This window comes from Butyrivibrio hungatei DSM 14810 (assembly GCF_900143205.1).
GTDB lineage: Bacteria > Bacillota > Clostridia > Lachnospirales > Lachnospiraceae > Butyrivibrio > Butyrivibrio hungatei.
This window is the reverse complement of sequence record NZ_FRDH01000016.1, coordinates 48,703-65,156: the sequence shown is the minus strand read 5'-3', so window position 1 is coordinate 65,156 and position 16,454 is coordinate 48,703. Positions and strand designations below refer to the sequence as shown.

At 40.9% G+C, this 16,454-nt stretch carries 14 protein-coding genes; all 14 read right to left on the bottom strand.

Translation table 11 applies throughout. The features are described from left to right. Positions 1-492: 492 nt before the first annotated feature. The 14 genes from pflB to uvrC all read right to left on the bottom strand — a co-directional run bounded on the left by pflB (position 493) and on the right by uvrC (position 16,389). Positions 493-2,757 carry a formate C-acetyltransferase gene (pflB, locus tag BUA02_RS15005; RefSeq protein ID WP_072705602.1) on the bottom strand — a complete coding sequence of 755 codons (2,265 nt, stop codon included), beginning with the start codon at positions 2,755-2,757 and terminating at the stop codon, positions 493-495. Between the two features lie 170 nt (positions 2,758-2,927). After that, positions 2,928-3,662 (bottom strand): pyruvate formate-lyase-activating protein, encoded by a 735-nt coding sequence (pflA, locus tag BUA02_RS15000; protein ID WP_072705600.1) that lies wholly within the window; start codon positions 3,660-3,662, stop codon positions 2,928-2,930. 17 nt (positions 3,663-3,679) lie between these two features. Next, a complete protein-coding gene (locus BUA02_RS14995) occupies positions 3,680-4,444 on the bottom strand; it encodes a Crp/Fnr family transcriptional regulator (protein WP_083385603.1) in 765 nt (254 codons plus the stop codon). A 30-nt stretch (positions 4,445-4,474) separates the two neighbouring features. Beyond that, positions 4,475-5,035, bottom strand: coding sequence for an NUDIX hydrolase (locus tag BUA02_RS14990; RefSeq protein WP_072705598.1), 561 nt, complete (start codon positions 5,033-5,035; stop codon positions 4,475-4,477). Between the two features lie 2 nt (positions 5,036-5,037). Continuing rightward, positions 5,038-6,192 (bottom strand): serine hydrolase domain-containing protein, encoded by a 1,155-nt coding sequence (locus tag BUA02_RS14985; protein WP_072705596.1) that lies wholly within the window; start codon positions 6,190-6,192, stop codon positions 5,038-5,040. A 22-nt stretch (positions 6,193-6,214) separates the two neighbouring features. Beyond that, positions 6,215-8,008, bottom strand: a complete 1,794-nt coding sequence (locus BUA02_RS14980) for a Na/Pi cotransporter family protein (RefSeq protein ID WP_072705594.1) — start codon at positions 8,006-8,008, stop codon at positions 6,215-6,217. A gap of 109 nt (positions 8,009-8,117) precedes the next feature. After that, on the bottom strand, positions 8,118-9,023 hold the full coding sequence (locus BUA02_RS14975; RefSeq protein ID WP_072705592.1) for a GNAT family N-acetyltransferase: 906 nt from the start codon (positions 9,021-9,023) through the stop codon (positions 8,118-8,120). Positions 9,024-9,317: 294 nt separating this feature from the next. Beyond that, positions 9,318-9,578, bottom strand: a complete 261-nt coding sequence (locus BUA02_RS14970) for an HPr family phosphocarrier protein (RefSeq protein ID WP_071174969.1) — start codon at positions 9,576-9,578, stop codon at positions 9,318-9,320. 12 nt (positions 9,579-9,590) lie between these two features. Then, positions 9,591-10,514 (bottom strand): DNA-binding protein WhiA, encoded by a 924-nt coding sequence (gene whiA / locus BUA02_RS14965; RefSeq protein WP_071174968.1) that lies wholly within the window; start codon positions 10,512-10,514, stop codon positions 9,591-9,593. Positions 10,515-10,529: 15 nt separating this feature from the next. Next, positions 10,530-11,405 (bottom strand): RNase adapter RapZ, encoded by an 876-nt coding sequence (gene rapZ, locus BUA02_RS14960; RefSeq protein ID WP_071174967.1) that lies wholly within the window; start codon positions 11,403-11,405, stop codon positions 10,530-10,532. A gap of 215 nt (positions 11,406-11,620) precedes the next feature. Continuing rightward, positions 11,621-12,535, bottom strand: coding sequence for a UDP-N-acetylmuramate dehydrogenase (murB, locus tag BUA02_RS14955; protein ID WP_242946521.1), 915 nt, complete (start codon positions 12,533-12,535; stop codon positions 11,621-11,623). A 22-nt stretch (positions 12,536-12,557) separates the two neighbouring features. Continuing rightward, a complete protein-coding gene (locus BUA02_RS14950) occupies positions 12,558-13,493 on the bottom strand; it encodes an ROK family glucokinase (RefSeq protein ID WP_072705588.1) in 936 nt (311 codons plus the stop codon). A 24-nt stretch (positions 13,494-13,517) separates the two neighbouring features. Then, positions 13,518-14,465: an HPr(Ser) kinase/phosphatase gene (gene hprK, locus BUA02_RS14945; RefSeq protein ID WP_071174964.1), complete on the bottom strand. Its 948-nt coding sequence runs from the start codon at positions 14,463-14,465 to the stop codon at positions 13,518-13,520. Between the two features lie 55 nt (positions 14,466-14,520). Continuing rightward, on the bottom strand, positions 14,521-16,389 hold the full coding sequence (uvrC, locus tag BUA02_RS14940; protein WP_072705586.1) for an excinuclease ABC subunit UvrC: 1,869 nt from the start codon (positions 16,387-16,389) through the stop codon (positions 14,521-14,523). Positions 16,390-16,454 lie beyond the last annotated feature (65 nt).

Here is a 16,454-nt window from a genome sequence, read left to right as displayed (position 1 = left end):
TCGATAATTCTTCAATATCTTTAACCGAAAATCTTATTTCTCCTGAAATCAGAACCTCTTTGTAAGGTATCTCATTCAGAACCTTATTAAACCTCTCAATTATATCCATGTTATGTATTCCTTTCTGTCTTAATAATTTCCGCCTTAAACATACATAAATATTCTTTTTTACGAAGATAACGAGAAAATAAATAGAACGTTATGACGCTATGACGCTATGACGCTATGACGCTATGACGCTATGACGCTATGACGCTATGACGCTATGACGCTATGACGCATAGCTTATCATGTCAGATCAGCCTTGTCAACAAAATTTTTTTCACCCTCATTCTCATTCTTATAACTCTCTTAAATCAAATTCAATATACAATGAATCCTCAAATAAGGCTCCAAAATTTGCACATACGAAAAAAGGATGTCGCATTTCTGCGACATCCTTCATTTTTAGTAGTGGTATTATACTTAGATTTGCTATGCTCTAGCTCTAAATTAGAGTGCCTCGTGGCATGTACGAGCGATAACGTCGAGCTGCTGCTCCTTAGTAAGGTTGATGAACTTAACAGCATATCCTGATACACGGATAGTGAAGTTAGCATACTCAGGCTTCTCAGGATGCTCCATAGCATCGATGAGCTTCTCCTTACCAAATACGTTAACGTTGAGGTGGTGTGATCCCTGATCGAAGTATCCATCAAGAACGTTAACAAGCTTGTTAGCTCTCTCTTCGTCGTCATGACCAAGAGCGTTAGGGTTCATTGTCTGTGTATTTGAAATTCCGTCGAGAGCGTACTCGTAAGGAATCTTAGCAACAGAGTTAAGTGATGCAAGAAGACCATTCTTTTCAGCACCGTATGATGGTGATGCACCAGGTGCGAATGAAGCGAATGCAGGTCTTCCATCAGGTGTAGCACCTGTAGCCTTACCATAAACAACGTTTGATGTGATTGTAAGGATAGATGTTGTAGGCTCTGAATCACGGTATGTGTGGTGCTTCTCGATCTTCTTCATGAATGTCTTAAGAAGCCATACAGCGATCTCATCAGCTCTCTCATCATCGTTACCGTATCTTGGGAAGTCTCCCTCGATCTTGTAATCAACTACAAGACCAGACTCATCACGAACAGTTGAAACCTTTGCATACTTAATAGCTGAAAGTGAATCTACAACGTGTGAGAAACCAGCGATACCTGTAGCGAATGTACGTCTTACGTTTGTATCGATAAGAGCCATCTCAGCTGCTTCGTAGTAGTACTTATCATGCATGTACTGGATAAGGTTGAGGATGTTTACATAGAGTCCTGCAAGCCAATCCATCATGATGTCATACTTGTGCATAACTTCATCATAGTCAAGAACTTCTGATGTGATAGGAGCCATCTCTGGTCCAACCTGCATGTGCTTACCATCTTTTGTGAGGAACTTCTCGTCCTTACCACCGTTGATAGCGTAAAGAAGACACTTAGCAAGGTTTGCTCTAGCACCGAAGAACTGCATCTCTTTACCAGTCTGTGTAGCAGATACGCAGCAGCAGATGCTGTAGTCATCGCCCCAGATAGGTCTCATAACATCATCGTTCTCGTACTGGATTGAAGATGTTGTAACAGAGATCTTAGCAGCATACTTCTTGAATGTAGCTGGAAGCTTTGATGTATAAAGAACAGTAAGGTTAGGCTCTGGTGAAGGTCCCATGTTCTCAAGTGTGTGAAGGAATCTGTAGTCGTTCTTTGTAACCATGTGACGACCATCCATACCAAGTCCACCAACCTCAAGTGTTGCCCAAACTGGGTCTCCTGAGAAGAGGTTGTTGTATGAAGGGATACGAGCAAACTTAACCATTCTGAACTTCATTGTCATGTGGTCGATAAGCTCCTGAGCCTCTGACTCTGTAAGTGTTCCCTCTTTAAGATCTCTCTCAATATAGATATCAAGGAATGTTGAAACACGTCCAACAGACATAGCAGCACCGTTCTGTGTCTTGATAGCTGCAAGATATCCAAAGTAAAGCCACTGAATAGCTTCTTTTGCGTTCTTAGCTGGCTGTGAAATATCGAATCCGTATATAGCAGCCATTTCCTTCATTCCCTTAAGAGCTCTGATCTGCTCTGAGATCTCTTCTCTCTGACGAATGATGTGATCAAGCATTGTTCCATCGCCGCAGTTGTTGTAATCTTCCTGCTTCTTAGCGATAAGGAAATCAATACCGTAAAGAGCAACTCTTCTGTAGTCGCCTACGATACGTCCACGACCATATGTATCTGGAAGACCTGTTACGATGTGGCTGTGTCTAGCAGCTCTCATCTCAGGTGTGTAAGCATCAAATACAGCCTGGTTGTGAGTCTTGTGGTACTCTGTGAAGATCTTGTGGAACTTCTCATTTACCTTGTATCCGTAAGTCTCAGCAGCTTCCTCAGCCATCTTGATTCCGCCGTAAGGCATGAATGCTCTCTTAAGAGGCTTGTCTGTCTGAAGACCAACGATCTTCTCGAGGTCCTTCATAGACTCATCGATATATCCAGGGCCATAAGCTGTAAGGCTAGATACAACTTCTGTCTCGCACTCAAGTACGCCGCCCTTTTCTCTCTCTTCTTTCTGAAGCTCCTGTAATCTGCCCCAGAGCTTGTTAGTAGCATCTGTAGCATCAGCAAGGAAGCTCTCATCTCCATCATACTGTGTGTAGTTATTCTGGATGAAGTCTCTTACATTAACGTCATCCAGCCAGTGGGTTCCTTTAAAACCTCTCCATGCTTCGTTCATGGTTTATCTCCTTTCAAAACTAACAATTGTTTGTTAATTATTTATCACTATTATCTACCGGAAGTCATATTATCATTTACAATTTGTTCAAACATTGATTGAAATCAAGTTTTATTATTTTTTTCACTTTTCACAAAAGTTTCACAGAAATAAAAAAAGAACCGATAAAATCAGTTCTTTTTTCCGTTTAAAATTGCTCTGGCGTTCTCAACGCGCTCTGTTGTTGGTGATTCAACGCCTTCAAGCTGATATGGAATTCCAAGTTCTTTGAACTTCATCTGTCCCATTGAGTGGTATGGAAGCACATCTATTCTCTTTATATTAGAAAATTTCTCAATAAATTTTCTGGTCTCTCTTAAGTATTCGTCATTGTCTGTAATTCCTGGAACCAATACGTGACGGATCCAGATCGGCTTACCTATCTGATCAAGATATTCAAAACACTCTTTGATATTATCATTAGGAAGTCCTGTGAGCTTAATGTGCTCTTCTCTATCGATATGCTTAATATCAACAAGGAGCAGATCTGTATATTTCATAAGCTCTTCAAACTTAGAAAAGAAAGGTTCTTCCTTAGTAAATGGCTGAACTGCTGTATCGATACAAGTGTTGATACCGCGCTCCTTAGCCTTTTTAAACAAGTCAATAAGGAAATCGATCTGAAGAAGTGGCTCTCCTCCACTTACAGTTATTCCGCCTTCTTCACCCCAGTAGCTACGATATCTTTCAGCAAAATCCAGAATCTCATCTGCTGTTCTCATGTCTTCTGAGTGCGGATCCCAGGTATCTACGTTGTGGCAATATTTACATCTAAGATTGCATCCTTTGAGGAATACAATAAATCTAATTCCAGGTCCATCTACAGAACCAAAGGTCTCTATAGAATGAATAGCTCCTTTAATCATAAAAACTCCAATCTAAATCACTGGGAAATATAAATCTCCCGCAAAGTATCTCTATCAAGCACCTTTATCCTTGCATGTCCAAGTCTCTCAATAAGGTGCATCTTTTCCATTTCGCGAAGCTTCCTAGAAACTGTCTCTGTTCGAAGACTGACGCTTGCCGCAATATCATCGAGCTTGAGCACAATATCGTCACTAGGGCTTCTGTCTACTCTGTACATCAAAAAGCCTGCAAGTCTTGCCATGGGGTCTTTGGTAGATAACAGCATATTTCTCTCATTAGCATCATGAAGCTTTTTGCTGAGAAGAATTATGATGTTCATGGCGGCAGTTGGATTATCAACCACCTTTATGAAATCGTCTCTGTGAATGAGACAGATAGAAGCATTGGTAAGACATACTGCGGAATATGGATAAACACTTCCGTCAAGGAACATGCCTTCCCAAATGATATCATGATCTGCCAATATGGTAATGATCTGTTCACGACCAAGAGAATCATATCGACAAAGTTTAACTCTTCCTTTTCTTATTATACATATGGAGTCAACTGCCTCTCCCTCTCTGAAAAGATAGCTGTTCTTCTTGAGGGTTTCATGGACTGAATGCTCCATAAGGCTTACCTGTGCATTTACAGGAAGACCTTCCATAAGAGGAAGCTTCTCGGTACAGAATCCGCCACATTCCTCACATATATTAAGACCGATGATGCCTCGCTTGAGCTCTTCACCATGGTCTGCTTCTTTATATATTCCTTTTTTACTTTGATCCTTCTTTTCGCTCATGCTCTACTTTCCACTAATCTGGTAAAAGAACTATTGTCTGGACCACAGATAGCAATACGCCTGAGTTCTGACTGCAAAAGCCTCAGTCTTTAAAAGATTTCTGATCTCCTCTTTGGTGTACCAGCTAGGAACGATCTCTTCCTGAGTTGAAGTACTCTCTGAAAAGGTACCTCCGGCAACGCCTACGCAACAAGCATTTCTCTCGTTAGAAAAACCGATTGCACTGTAGCACTTGCCCCACCAATCATCTATGCGTATTACATCAAGTCCTGTTTCTTCTTTTAATTCTCTTCTGGCAGCCTGCTCTGCAGTCTCGCCTTCATCTATAAGTCCTGCAGGGAAGTTATAAACCCATTCCCCTGTTGCCATTCTGAACTCTTTGTTAATGAGGATCTTCTCACCTGTCTCATCATGCATGATAATGGCAACTGCATCTTCTTTAGGATTCTTAAGATCATCCATTGTCTTAAGGTCTGGATTTCTGCTAATCATTTCATATATCTTTTCCTGATCATCAGATGTTCTGTAATGAAGGTCATATCGGGTAATGAACTTGCCCTGTTCCTTCTTTTCTAAAAACTCAAATTCCATTTTTAAATAGCTCCATATACAATCTGTCTGACACCGCGGATGAAGCTGCTGTCATAGCCGCCTTCAATCTGCTGCATATAGATTACTGTCAGTTCCTCTGAAGGATCTACAAAGAAATAAGTTCCGCCAAATCCTCCCCAACCAATCTCGCCAGTACTTCCGTTTGAAAGAGCCTTTGCAGGATCAGTAAGCACTCTAAAATAGTTACCATAGTTGTATCCCTGATTTTCATCTATTGCAAAATCCTCAAGCTGCAGTGCGTTAAGCTGTGGGCTTAACATGTAGCTTAGAGTCTTTTTACCAATGAGCTCTTTGCCGTGGTAAGAACCCTTATTAAGAATCATCTGAGTGAAGTGTGAATAGTCGGAGGCTGTAGAATAAAGGCCTGCACCGCCTCTCTCAAACCAAGGATCCTCGAAAGGATTTTCCATATCCATTCTACGGGCAACATCAACCTCTGCTCTTACAACTTTGTTATTCTTGTCTCTTCTATATAAAATCGCCTGTCTGGAAGTCTTGCCCATGTCGATCTTAAATCCAGTATCATCCATGTTAAGAGGATCAAAGATCTCTTTTCTAAGGAACTCCGAATACTTCATATCTGTGATAGCTTCGATAACTCCAGCCATGATATCTGCTGAGTAGCCATATTTGTAACCTGTTCCTGGTTCAAATGCAAGATAGCCTTCTGCAAGTTTGTTGCAAACATCAATGTTGTTCTTAAGGATTCCGGATTCTCTCTGAATCTTAGCCTCTTTGAAGACTTTGCTCATGGATCTCTCAGCTTCTCCAAAATCTCCTGAACCTGCAATTCCTGATGTCATATTGAGAAGATTGATGATCTTAATTGAATTTTGCGCCTTCTGTATTCCATCTGGAGTTACAACTTTACAATCAGCAAAAGCAGGAAGATAATCTGATACATTGCTCATCAGATCAAGCTTCCCTCTTTCGTAAAGCATCATAGCCGCCAGGGCTGTAATTGGCTTGGTCATGCTAAAGATCTTATAAATACTGTCTTCTCTATCTGGTTCGTAGTGGTTCTCATAGACTCTTTTGCCTTTATGTTCAACCACGATAGTTGCACCCTGAAGCTTATTTCTTTCTCTCTGTGCTTCAATAAGTTCATCAAGGTACTTTAATTTTCTAATGTTCATAACACTCTTTCCCTGAAATTAATTAGTACTTAACTGAAGGTAAGCGGTATTTTCTCTCATAGAAATCAACTGCCTGCTCAAATCCATCATTCTTTTCAGCCTTTAAGGTCTCGAGATAGCCGTGTGCAAAGTAGTTGTCTTCGTGAGCTTCGATGATACCTACCGCAATATTACTGCAGTGATCCGCAATTCGCTCAAAGTCTGTTCCGATATCGCTAAGGTCAAAGCCCTGCTCGATAGTACACTTGCCCTTACGAAGTCTTCTAACATGACGACGCTTAACCTCTTTCTGGATCTCATCGATTGTCTCCTCAAGTGGCTCAATAGTCTTGGCAAGCTTAACATCCTGATTATCAAAAGCAGTTATAGAAGTATCTACGATATCTCTGACCGCTGTTGAATAAATATCAATCTCGGCCTGTGCTTTAGGTGAAAAGCTTCGTCCGTTTTCATCCATGCTCTTTGCCTTCTCAGCAATGTTAAGAGCATGGTCACTAATTCTCTCATAGTCTGTAATGCAATGCAAGAGAAGTGAAAGAGTATGGCTGTCGTCTGGAGCAAGGTGATGAGAATTGATCTTCATAAGATATGTTCCAAGCTCATCCTCGTATCTATCTACCTGCTGCTCGAGATACTCAACTTCTTCTGCAGTGTCTTTATGATAATCAGTAATAAGGTCAATAGCCTTATTCAATGCTTCTTTTGTCATAATGGCCATTGTAACAGCTGTCTGTCTAGCCTGCTCAAGGGCAAATGGAGGGTTTGAAAGGAACAGTGGATCCAATGTGCGAAGACCTTCCTGCTCTTCCTGTTCTTTCTTTTCCTTGTCATCGATAGGAATAGTCTTCATGGCAAGGTTTACCAGGATTCCTGAGAATGGAAGCATCAGCGGCGTTGCAACGAGATTTATAAGTGTGTGGATTCCAGCAATTCCTGCCATTCCAATTTCTTTATCCATAAACGCAAAATGAAGTACCGTATTTAATGAATAGAAGATGATCATGAAAAGAACTGCCTTTATTACATTGAAATACAAATGCATAAGAGCTGTTCTTTTTCCGTTCTTGTTAGCTCCAAAGGATGAAAGAATAGCTGTAATACATGTACCAACCTCAGCACCAACAACTACTGGAATGGCAACGCTGTGCTTGACCTTAACAGAAAGAGACAAAGCCTGAAGTACACCGATAGTACCGGCTGAGCTCTGAATAACCATAGTAAAGATAATACCTACAAGAAATCCGATGAATGGATTACTGAAGGTTGTAAGAAGCTGCTTGAAAGACTCAACATCCTTAAGTGGTGAGACTGCATCTGACATGCTGCTCATACCAAACATAAGAACAGAAAATCCAAGAAGGATAGTTCCTACATTCTTCTTTTTTTCACTCTTGGAAAACATATAAAGACCAATGCCAATGATAGCCAAAAATGGTGTAAATGACTTGGGCTTAAGAAGATTTATAAAGAAATTGTCACTACTGATCGCGTTAAGTGAAAGAAGCCATGCAGTAAATGTAGTACCGAGGTTGGCACCAAGAATAATGTTTACTGCCTGTCTAAGAGTCATGATACCTGAATTTACAAGACCAACTACCATGACAGTAGATGCTGATGAAGACTGAACTATAGCAGTTACTGCAACACCAAAAACATAAGCTATGATTGGATGTTCGGTTACCTTGGCAAGTACGCTCTCTAACTTGCCGCCTGCTGCCTTTGTAAGGCCTCCACTCATAACATTCATTCCGTAAAGGAACATTGCAAGGCCACCAACAAGGCCCGCTACAAGACTAAATAATTCTAATGAACTCATAATACCTCCGATAGATACCGCTCCTCTAAGCGTTCCATACGACGCTTCGTACCTATTCAATCATCCTTCCTATAAACTACAAATATATATTATAGGAAGAACCTAAAAATTACCATAATAATTTGATCATTCTGACGTATGTCCCGTGTCGACACTCGTTAAATGGCACTTTCTGACCTGCATTATATTCCTGACCATAGATGTTCTCTTCAACTTCTACAGTATCTGTCTGCTCAAATCCTAATTTCTCACATATGTGTATGGAGACTTTATTCTCCGCCTTGACTAAAGTCTGTACCTTATCAAGCTGCAAGACAGCCTTGCCATAATCAAGGATTGCCGAGCAAACTTCCATGGCATAGCCCTGTCTCTGGTACTCTTTTCCAATTAAAAAGCCAAGCTCTATATCGTCAAAGCCATTCCTTACAGAGTATCCTGCCCTTCCAACAACGACACCATCTGACCTTCTGACAACCGTCCACACTCCAAAGCCCATAAGTCCATATACTTTATCAATGTAGTCCTTTTGATATCTCTTTTCATCTTCAGGATTCTCAAAAAGACCTTCCATATAGCGTGTTATTTCCGGATCAGCATAAAGTCTGTAGAATTCATCTACATCTTCTAGGGTTGTCTCCCTTACAACAAGTCTCTCTGTCTTAAGAATTTCCCAGGGTTCGCCAGCATATCTCTGATATGCCTTAACAAAAGAGTCTATATCCACCTCGGAAATATCTGTAAAAATATATTTAAGTCCCTTGAATTCGTAAGAAGTATTCTCTGCATGAGCTATTCCTATGACATAAAAGCCTTTTTCCGAGAGCTCTTTTGCCTTAGCTTGTGAATCTGTAGCGATCAGAACAGTCTTTTTGTGTGATGTATAATCGTTTTCTGGAAACTTAGATGCCTCGAATACAGCAGATGAATAGCCCTGTTCCACCACATAGGCTGATTCGTCCTGAACTAAAGGAACTATGATCTCATTCTCATAGATAAAAAAGATTGAATTAAGCACAATTGCCACCTCAAGAAAAGTATACCATATATGCGGGTTTTGGGCATAAAAAAAGCTCATCACATCATTTTAGCGACATGTGGGCGTTCATAATTTGTTTACAATTAATTAAAAGAATGGTTACTTCAAATCATCTTTTGGACATATTGGCTTGTTATTATAATAGTGTCAGATGAGTTAAGACAATACCAAATAAAAAACTTTTTCATAATATGCCAGGTAAGGGTAGCTTACCTGGCATCCTCCCTTTTATAGGACTTTTTTTATTTATTCAATTATTTCTATTTCTTTCTATTATTTGTGGCTTCCCTGAAGGAACTTCTCCATATCAGCTACAGCATTCTCTTCATCTGTTCCATCAGCGATAACAGTAACAAGCTCGCCAGAAGCGATATTAAGTGTCATCATTCCCATAATGCTCTTAGCGTTTACTTTCTTGGACTGAGCCTCGATATGTACTGTGCTCTCATATTTGCTAGCGAGCTGTACAAGCTCAGCAACTGGTCTAGCCTCAAGGCCTCTAGGTAACTTGATTTCGATAGATTTTGTTAACATAATTCCCCTCCTTTAGGATCTTAACTTATCCGCAAGTTCGCTTAGTTTCCTAAGTCGATGATTAACTCCTGACTTACCAACAGGTGGATCCAAGAACTTTCCAAGCTCCAAAAGTGTTGCATCTGGATGCTCAAGTCTGATCTCCGCCATCTCGCGAAGGCTCTCCTGCAGTTTATTAAAACCATAATGGTCCCTTATATATGTAATATCCTCTATCTGCTTGGTAGCTGCATTAACGGTCTTGGTAATATTGGCAACCTCGCAGTTAACTCTTCTATTGATGGAGTTCCTCATCTCTTTGACGATCCTGAGATTCTCCAGATTCATGAGACTAACTGGCGCTTCCATTATATTAAGCAGGTCTACTATTCCAGCACCCTCCTTGATATAGAGGACGTAATATTTTTTGCGGCGAACTATTCTGGCTTCTATATCAAAACTCTCAATGAGTTCCTGTAAAAATGTGGCCTCAGCCTCATAATCACATACAAATTCTAAATGGTATCCCTTGTTTGGATCACTGATGGATCCAAGACATAAAAACGAATCTCTAATAAACGCTCTCTTGCAACACGAATTTCTGGTTACAATTGGATTTGTTCCTTCGTTTATGTCACGAATCCTGCCATCACCGTCTATCATTTTGATAGCCTTAAGGCAAGAATCTATCAGTCCCACGTCGTCTATCACAGGCTTGTTATCATGGGCACTTGACGAAATACCATTTCCTATATTAAATGCTTTTTTTATTAATGTAAAGAACTTTCTGACCACCAACTGGTTATCGGTTTGTAGGTATAGCGCTGTTGCTATGCCGTCTTTTATCTCGATATATCCTGCGCTACTTATGATAGCAGCAAGTTCTGCCAGTTGACAGTGTCTGGAGCTTCCGATTCGCTTAGCCAGCTCCTCTTTAACCTCTGATGAAAAAGACATATCTCACCTTACCTGCTATTTAGCCTGCTTGACATCCCTGTGGAAAATCTTAAGTCCATAGTTACCTTTTGAAGCTTTGAGCCTGTCATAAAGCTCATTTGCAATAGTCACACTTCTATGCTGGCCGCCGGTACAGCCAATGGCAACAACAAGTTGATACTTGCCTTCCTGAACATATCCAGGAATAAGGAACTTGAGCATATCTTCAAGCTTATCAACGAATTCACCGCATGCAGGAAAGCTCTTAACGTAATCCTGAACTCCTTTGTCATTACCTGTCTGATGCTTGAGTTCATCAATATAAAATGGATTTGGTAAAAATCTCACATCAAAAACAAGATCTGCGTCATAAGGAATACCATACTTAAACCCAAATGAAAGAATTGTGATCATAAGTGAATTGTACTCTTCATTCTTTACAAAGATCCTGTCTAATTCTTCCTTGAGTTCTCTGGTAAGAAGCTGAGATGAATCAATAACGTAATCAGCTCTCTTTTTTACTTCTGCTAGAACGTTTCTTTCCTTGGCGATGCCATCCTCGATCCTGTCGCCAACAGAGTTGACGTTCATAGGATGGATCCTTCGGGTTTCCTTATATCTTTTGATAAGAACCTGATCGCTGGCGTCCATGTAGAGGACCTCTACAGGGATGCCCCTTTCCTTGAGGGAATCGATCATTCCAGCAACTTCTTCAAATTGCTGACCAGCTCTTGCATCTATACCGAGGACGACTTTATTGATCTCACTATCAGGCATTGTGATGAGTTCTGCAAATTTCTCAATAAGAGAAACAGGCAGATTATCAACGCAGTAGAAACCTGCATCTTCAAGCATATGTATGGCTGTAGACTTACCGCCGCCACTCATTCCCGTAACAATCACAAACCTCATAGTGTTCCCTTTCTTTTTTGGGGGGCGTGTGCTGGTATATTTTACATTCGACAGACGCTTTCGCTCGGTAAAAAACGTAATGGTACTAAGGTGCTAAAATACAGCACCTAAGTGCCAACGTTTTTTAACGCTGTCTCATGAAAAATATACCAGCACACGCCAATCTCAATAAATAAACAAAATATATTATCAAAAACTAACGGTTTAAACTTATCTTAACTAAATTTACCCAATATTATAACTTCAGGCTCGAGTCTAACATTAGCTTTTTCATAGACAACCTTTTGAACTTCTTTTATCAAGTTATAAATATCTGTAGATGTGGCTGACCCTTTATTAACTACGAAACCGCAGTGTTTCTCGGAGACTTGGGCGTCGCCGACGGAGAATCCGCGAAGGCCTGCGTCTTCAATGAGTTTGCCGGCAAAGTAGCCTTCAGGACGTTTGAAGGTTGAACCTGCACTTGGATATTCGAGAGGTTGCTTATCGCGACGTTTCTCGGCAAGTTCTTTCATCTGAGCTGTTATTTCTTCTTCTTTTCCTCTTTTGAGGGTTAATAGAACTGATAAGACTATAAAGCCTTTATTCTTGATGGCACTTGTACGATAGCCAAATTCCATAGTGCTGTTATCAAGAACCATGATCTCGCCTTCTGGAGAAAGAACTGTGACCTCAGTTACAACCTGAGCCATTTCTCCGCCGTAGGCACCAGCGTTCATGATCATTGCTCCACCGATGGTTCCCGGAATTCCCGCTGCAAACTCAAAACCTGTGAGTGCGTTATCTCTTGCAAAAGAAGCGATGCCGGAATTCATAGCACCTGCTTCTACATAAATCTGATTTGATCCTTTTAATTCTACTTTGTTAAATTTGCTAAGGGAGATGATCACTCCATCATAGCCTTCATCAGAAACCAGAAGATTACTACCATTGCCAAGTACGAAATAATCAGTTCCAAGGCGTCTTACAAAATCCATGACCTTTTTTAACTGGTCCTGATTTTCTGGTCTCAAAAACAAGCAGGCAGGCCCACCAGTTCTAAATGTAGTGTGCCTGCTCATAGGTTCATTAATTAATAAATTATCCGCTGAGACGATCTGTCTCATAGCTTCTATCAAACTGCTATTCAAATTGTTACATCCTTTATATCTATTACTGTATCATCATCTTGGCAGCGCCATAAACGCCTGCGTCATTTCCAAGTTTTGCAAGCGCAAACTTAGCTGATGCACAGCCTGGGAATACGTATTTCTTAAAGCTTGGCATGAGAAGATCAAAGAGCATCTCACCAGCCTTGGATACGCCACCACCGAGTACGATGATCTCAGGGTTAACTACACTTGCTGTGATAGCGATACCTTTTCCAAGATAATATCCGTACTGCTCTGCGATCTTAACAGCAAGAGCATCACCCTTCTTGGCTGCGTCAAATACGTCTTTGCATTCGAAATCACCATTTCTAAGAACGCTGTCTTCACTGCTGGCAGCAAGCATTCTCTTGGCAATTCTCATAGCGCCTGTAGCAGATGCATACTGCTCAAAGCATCCGTGATTGCCACATCCGCAAGCATCTACTTCATCATCTACAAGATGAATATGTCCGATCTCTCCGCCAGAGCCCTTAGCACCTGTAAGGATCTTGCCTTCGTTGATGATACCCCCACCAACACCAGTTCCAAGTGTTACAAGGAGCATGTTAGGATAGCCCTGTCCACCGCCCTTCCAAGCTTCTCCAAGAGCAGCTACATTAGCATCGTTACCAGCTTTAACTGGAAGCTTTAACTTTGAATGGAATTCATTAACTACGTTGTAGTTCTCCCAACCAAGGTTAACTGCCTGATAGCAAAGTCCATCAACATTGACAGCACCAGGAACACCAACACCAGCACCGATCACATCTGAATCATCAATGTTTCTTTCCTTCATCTTATTTCTGATTGCTTCTGCAACATCAGTTAAGATCATTTCTCCATGGTTTTCTGTTCTTGTTGGGATCTCCCAGAAATCCAGTTTCTCACCAGTCTCAGTCAAAAGACCGATCTTTGCAGTTGTTCCCCCTACATCTGCGCCAAATACATATCTAGCCATAACAAAACCTCTTTCTATTAGTTATTATTCATCGTCATCATCTTCACCGCGTCTTTTTGCAAGTGAATTCTGAACTCTATTATAAAGCTCCTGAGCTGCGTTGTAGCCCATAGCCTTCTGTCTGTGGTTAACTGCCGCTGATTCACAGATAACAGCAAGGTTTCTACCTGGACGAATAGGAATACGATGGCAAACTACCTTGTTGCCAAGATACTCTGTGTACTCTTCCTCAAGACCAAGTCTGTCATACTCCTTGTCCTTGTCCCAATCTTCAAGCTTGATAACAAGGTCAATGGTCTGTGTCTCTCTAACGCTTGATGCACCGTAAAGTGACTTGACATCGATGATACCAACACCTCTCATCTCAATGAAATGCTTGGTAATATCAGGCGCTGTTCCAATAAGTGTCTCTTCGCTGACTCTTCTAAGCTCAACGACATCATCAGATACAAGACGATGTCCTCTCTTGATGAGCTCGATAGCAGTCTCAGATTTACCGATTCCACTCTCACCAGTGATCAGAACGCCGACACCATATACATCAACTAATACGCCGTGAATAGAAATACATGGAGCAAGCTTAACATTAAGCCATCTGATGATCTCAGCCATGAATGATGATGTTGACTTCTTGGTCATCAGCACTGGAACCTTCTCTTCCATAGCGATCTTTATGAAAAGAGGATCTGGCGCAAGTTCCCTACAGAATACTACACCAGGAATATCGAACGAGAGAAATTCTCTGTACATCTTTTCTCTTTCGTCATCTGAAAAAGATTCCATATACGTGTATTCTACGAAGCCAATTACCTGTAGTCTTGTTGCCTCAAAGTGCTCGAAATATCCAGCAAGCTGAAGAGCAGGTCTGTTGATATCCGGCTGGCTGATCCTGATCTTCTTGATGTCAAGTTCAGGTGTCAGATTCTCGAGTTTCATTCTTTCAATGATAGTTTTAAGACTAACACTCGCCATTTGTTCCCCTCCAAATTTTTCATGTTAATGTGCATACTCACACGGCTAAATAATATCATAGAATATGAAAAAAGTCATATATCTGCTGCGCAATATTTTCAGGAATTTCAGGTATTGCAGCAAGCTCCTCAACAGAAGCGTTTTTAATATCTTCAATGGATTTAAAGCCCTTCATAAGAGCCTTTCTACGCGCTGGTCCAATTCCCGGAATATCATCAAGTGAACTCTTGACCTGGGCCTTGCTACGAAGTGATCTGTGATATTCGATAGCAAATCTGTGAGCCTCATCCTGAATCCTTGTGATTAGCTTAAATCCTTCTGATCTCGTATCTATAGGAAGCTCCACGTTGTTGTAATAAAGACCTCGTGTCCTGTGGTTATCATCTTTGACCATACCGCAGACAGGAATATGGATTCCCAGTTCATCAAGCACCTGCAGGCAGATATTGACCTGCCCTCTTCCACCATCCATCAGTATCAGATCTGGAAACTTGGTAAAACTTCCATACTGGGCGTCTATATCTCTTACTTCAAGTTCGTGCTTTTCTTCGATTCCATGAAGAAGTCTTCGTGTTAAAACTTCATGCATGCAGGCATAATCATCAGGTCCTGCCACAGACTTTATCCTGAACTTTCTATAGTCGCTCTTTTTGGGCTTACCCTTTTCGTAGACCACCATGGAACCAACATTTGCAAAGCCGCTTATATTAGATATATCAAAGGCTTCCATTCTGTTAAGCCCTTTAAGCCCAAGAAGCTTTTCTATTTCTTTTACTGCTCCAATGGTCCTTCCCTCTTCGCGCTTTATCCTCTCTTTATCTTTAGAAAGAACAAGCTCTGCGTTCTGAGTTGCAAGCTCCATGAGTTTTTCTTTTTGACCTCTCTCAGGAACAGATATATACACCCTGCTGCCCTTTCTCTGAGATAGCCACTGTACTATTATCTCCATATCCTCAATTGGCTCTGGTAAGATCAACTCCCTTGGAATAAATGGGGTTCCTGCATAGAACTGCTTAACAAAGTTCTGGAGTATCTCTCCCGATGGATTCTCAGATACATGAGTCATATAGAAATGCTCTCGACCTATGAGCCTTCCATCTCTTACAAAAAACACCTGAACTACTGCGTCCTTATCGTCAGAAGCTATAGCTACGATATCTTTATCCTCCATTGAAGAATCAGTCATCTTCTGCTTCTGGGCAACAACTCTCACACTTGCCAAAAGATCTCTGTACTTAGCGGCAGATTCAAAATCAAGCTCTTCAGATGCCGCCTCCATCTTTTGCTGCAGATCCTTCATGATAACGCCATAATTTCCGTTTAAAAATTCCAGGGCCTTATCGATTCTTTCTCTGTATTCTTCCTTAGTAACATTGCCTGTACACGGACCACAGCACTGCTTCATATGGTAGTTAAGACATGGTCTGTCTGCTCCGATCTCTTTTGGCAAAGATCTGTTACAGGTCCTAAGACCGTAGATCTTATTGATAAGATCAATGGTATCCTTAACTGCTGCCGCGCTGGTAAATGGGCCGAAGTACCTGGACTTATCCTTTTTCATAAGTCTTGAGAAAAGAACTCTTGGATATTCCTCTGATACTGTCACCTTAATATAAGGATAGGTCTTATCATCCTTTAAAAGAGTGTTGTATCTAGGAGAATTCTCTTTTATCAGATTGTTCTCAAGAACCAGGGCTTCAAGTTCTGAGTCTGTCACGATATATTCAAATCTGGCAATCTGCTTCACCATCTGGTCTATCTGAGGGCCTCTTCCAATGTTGGCACGAAAATAAGACCTTACACGATTGTGAAGGTTTATGGCTTTGCCCACATACATGATGGTGTCATTCTCATCACGCATGATATAAACTCCTGGTTTATTAGGAAGTTTTTTGAGTTCCTCTTTTATATCAAAATTACTCATTTTTTCTCTAGATATAAAAGACCAAACACAAATAGCATATTTGGTTTGGTCTTAGTTACATTATA

What these genes read in the sequence shown, in the direction of transcription:
- pflB (WP_072705602.1), bottom strand. Translation starts at nt 2,757, where the DNA reads ATGAACGAAGCATGGAGAGGTTTTAAAGGAACCCACTGGCTGGATGAC.
- pflA (WP_072705600.1), bottom strand. Translation starts at nt 3,662, where the DNA reads ATGATTAAAGGAGCTATTCATTCTATAGAGACCTTTGGTTCTGTAGAT.
- BUA02_RS14995 (WP_083385603.1), bottom strand. Translation starts at nt 4,444, where the DNA reads ATGAGCGAAAAGAAGGATCAAAGTAAAAAAGGAATATATAAAGAAGCA.
- BUA02_RS14990 (WP_072705598.1), bottom strand. Translation starts at nt 5,035, where the DNA reads ATGGAATTTGAGTTTTTAGAAAAGAAGGAACAGGGCAAGTTCATTACC.
- BUA02_RS14985 (WP_072705596.1), bottom strand. Translation starts at nt 6,192, where the DNA reads ATGAACATTAGAAAATTAAAGTACCTTGATGAACTTATTGAAGCACAG.
- BUA02_RS14980 (WP_072705594.1), bottom strand. Translation starts at nt 8,008, where the DNA reads ATGAGTTCATTAGAATTATTTAGTCTTGTAGCGGGCCTTGTTGGTGGC.
- BUA02_RS14970 (WP_071174969.1), bottom strand. Translation starts at nt 9,578, where the DNA reads ATGTTAACAAAATCTATCGAAATCAAGTTACCTAGAGGCCTTGAGGCT.
- whiA (WP_071174968.1), bottom strand. Translation starts at nt 10,514, where the DNA reads ATGTCTTTTTCATCAGAGGTTAAAGAGGAGCTGGCTAAGCGAATCGGA.
- rapZ (WP_071174967.1), bottom strand. Translation starts at nt 11,405, where the DNA reads ATGAGGTTTGTGATTGTTACGGGAATGAGTGGCGGCGGTAAGTCTACA.
- BUA02_RS14950 (WP_072705588.1), bottom strand. Translation starts at nt 13,493, where the DNA reads ATGGCTAGATATGTATTTGGCGCAGATGTAGGGGGAACAACTGCAAAG.
- hprK (WP_071174964.1), bottom strand. Translation starts at nt 14,465, where the DNA reads ATGGCGAGTGTTAGTCTTAAAACTATCATTGAAAGAATGAAACTCGAG.
- uvrC (WP_072705586.1), bottom strand. Translation starts at nt 16,389, where the DNA reads ATGAGTAATTTTGATATAAAAGAGGAACTCAAAAAACTTCCTAATAAA.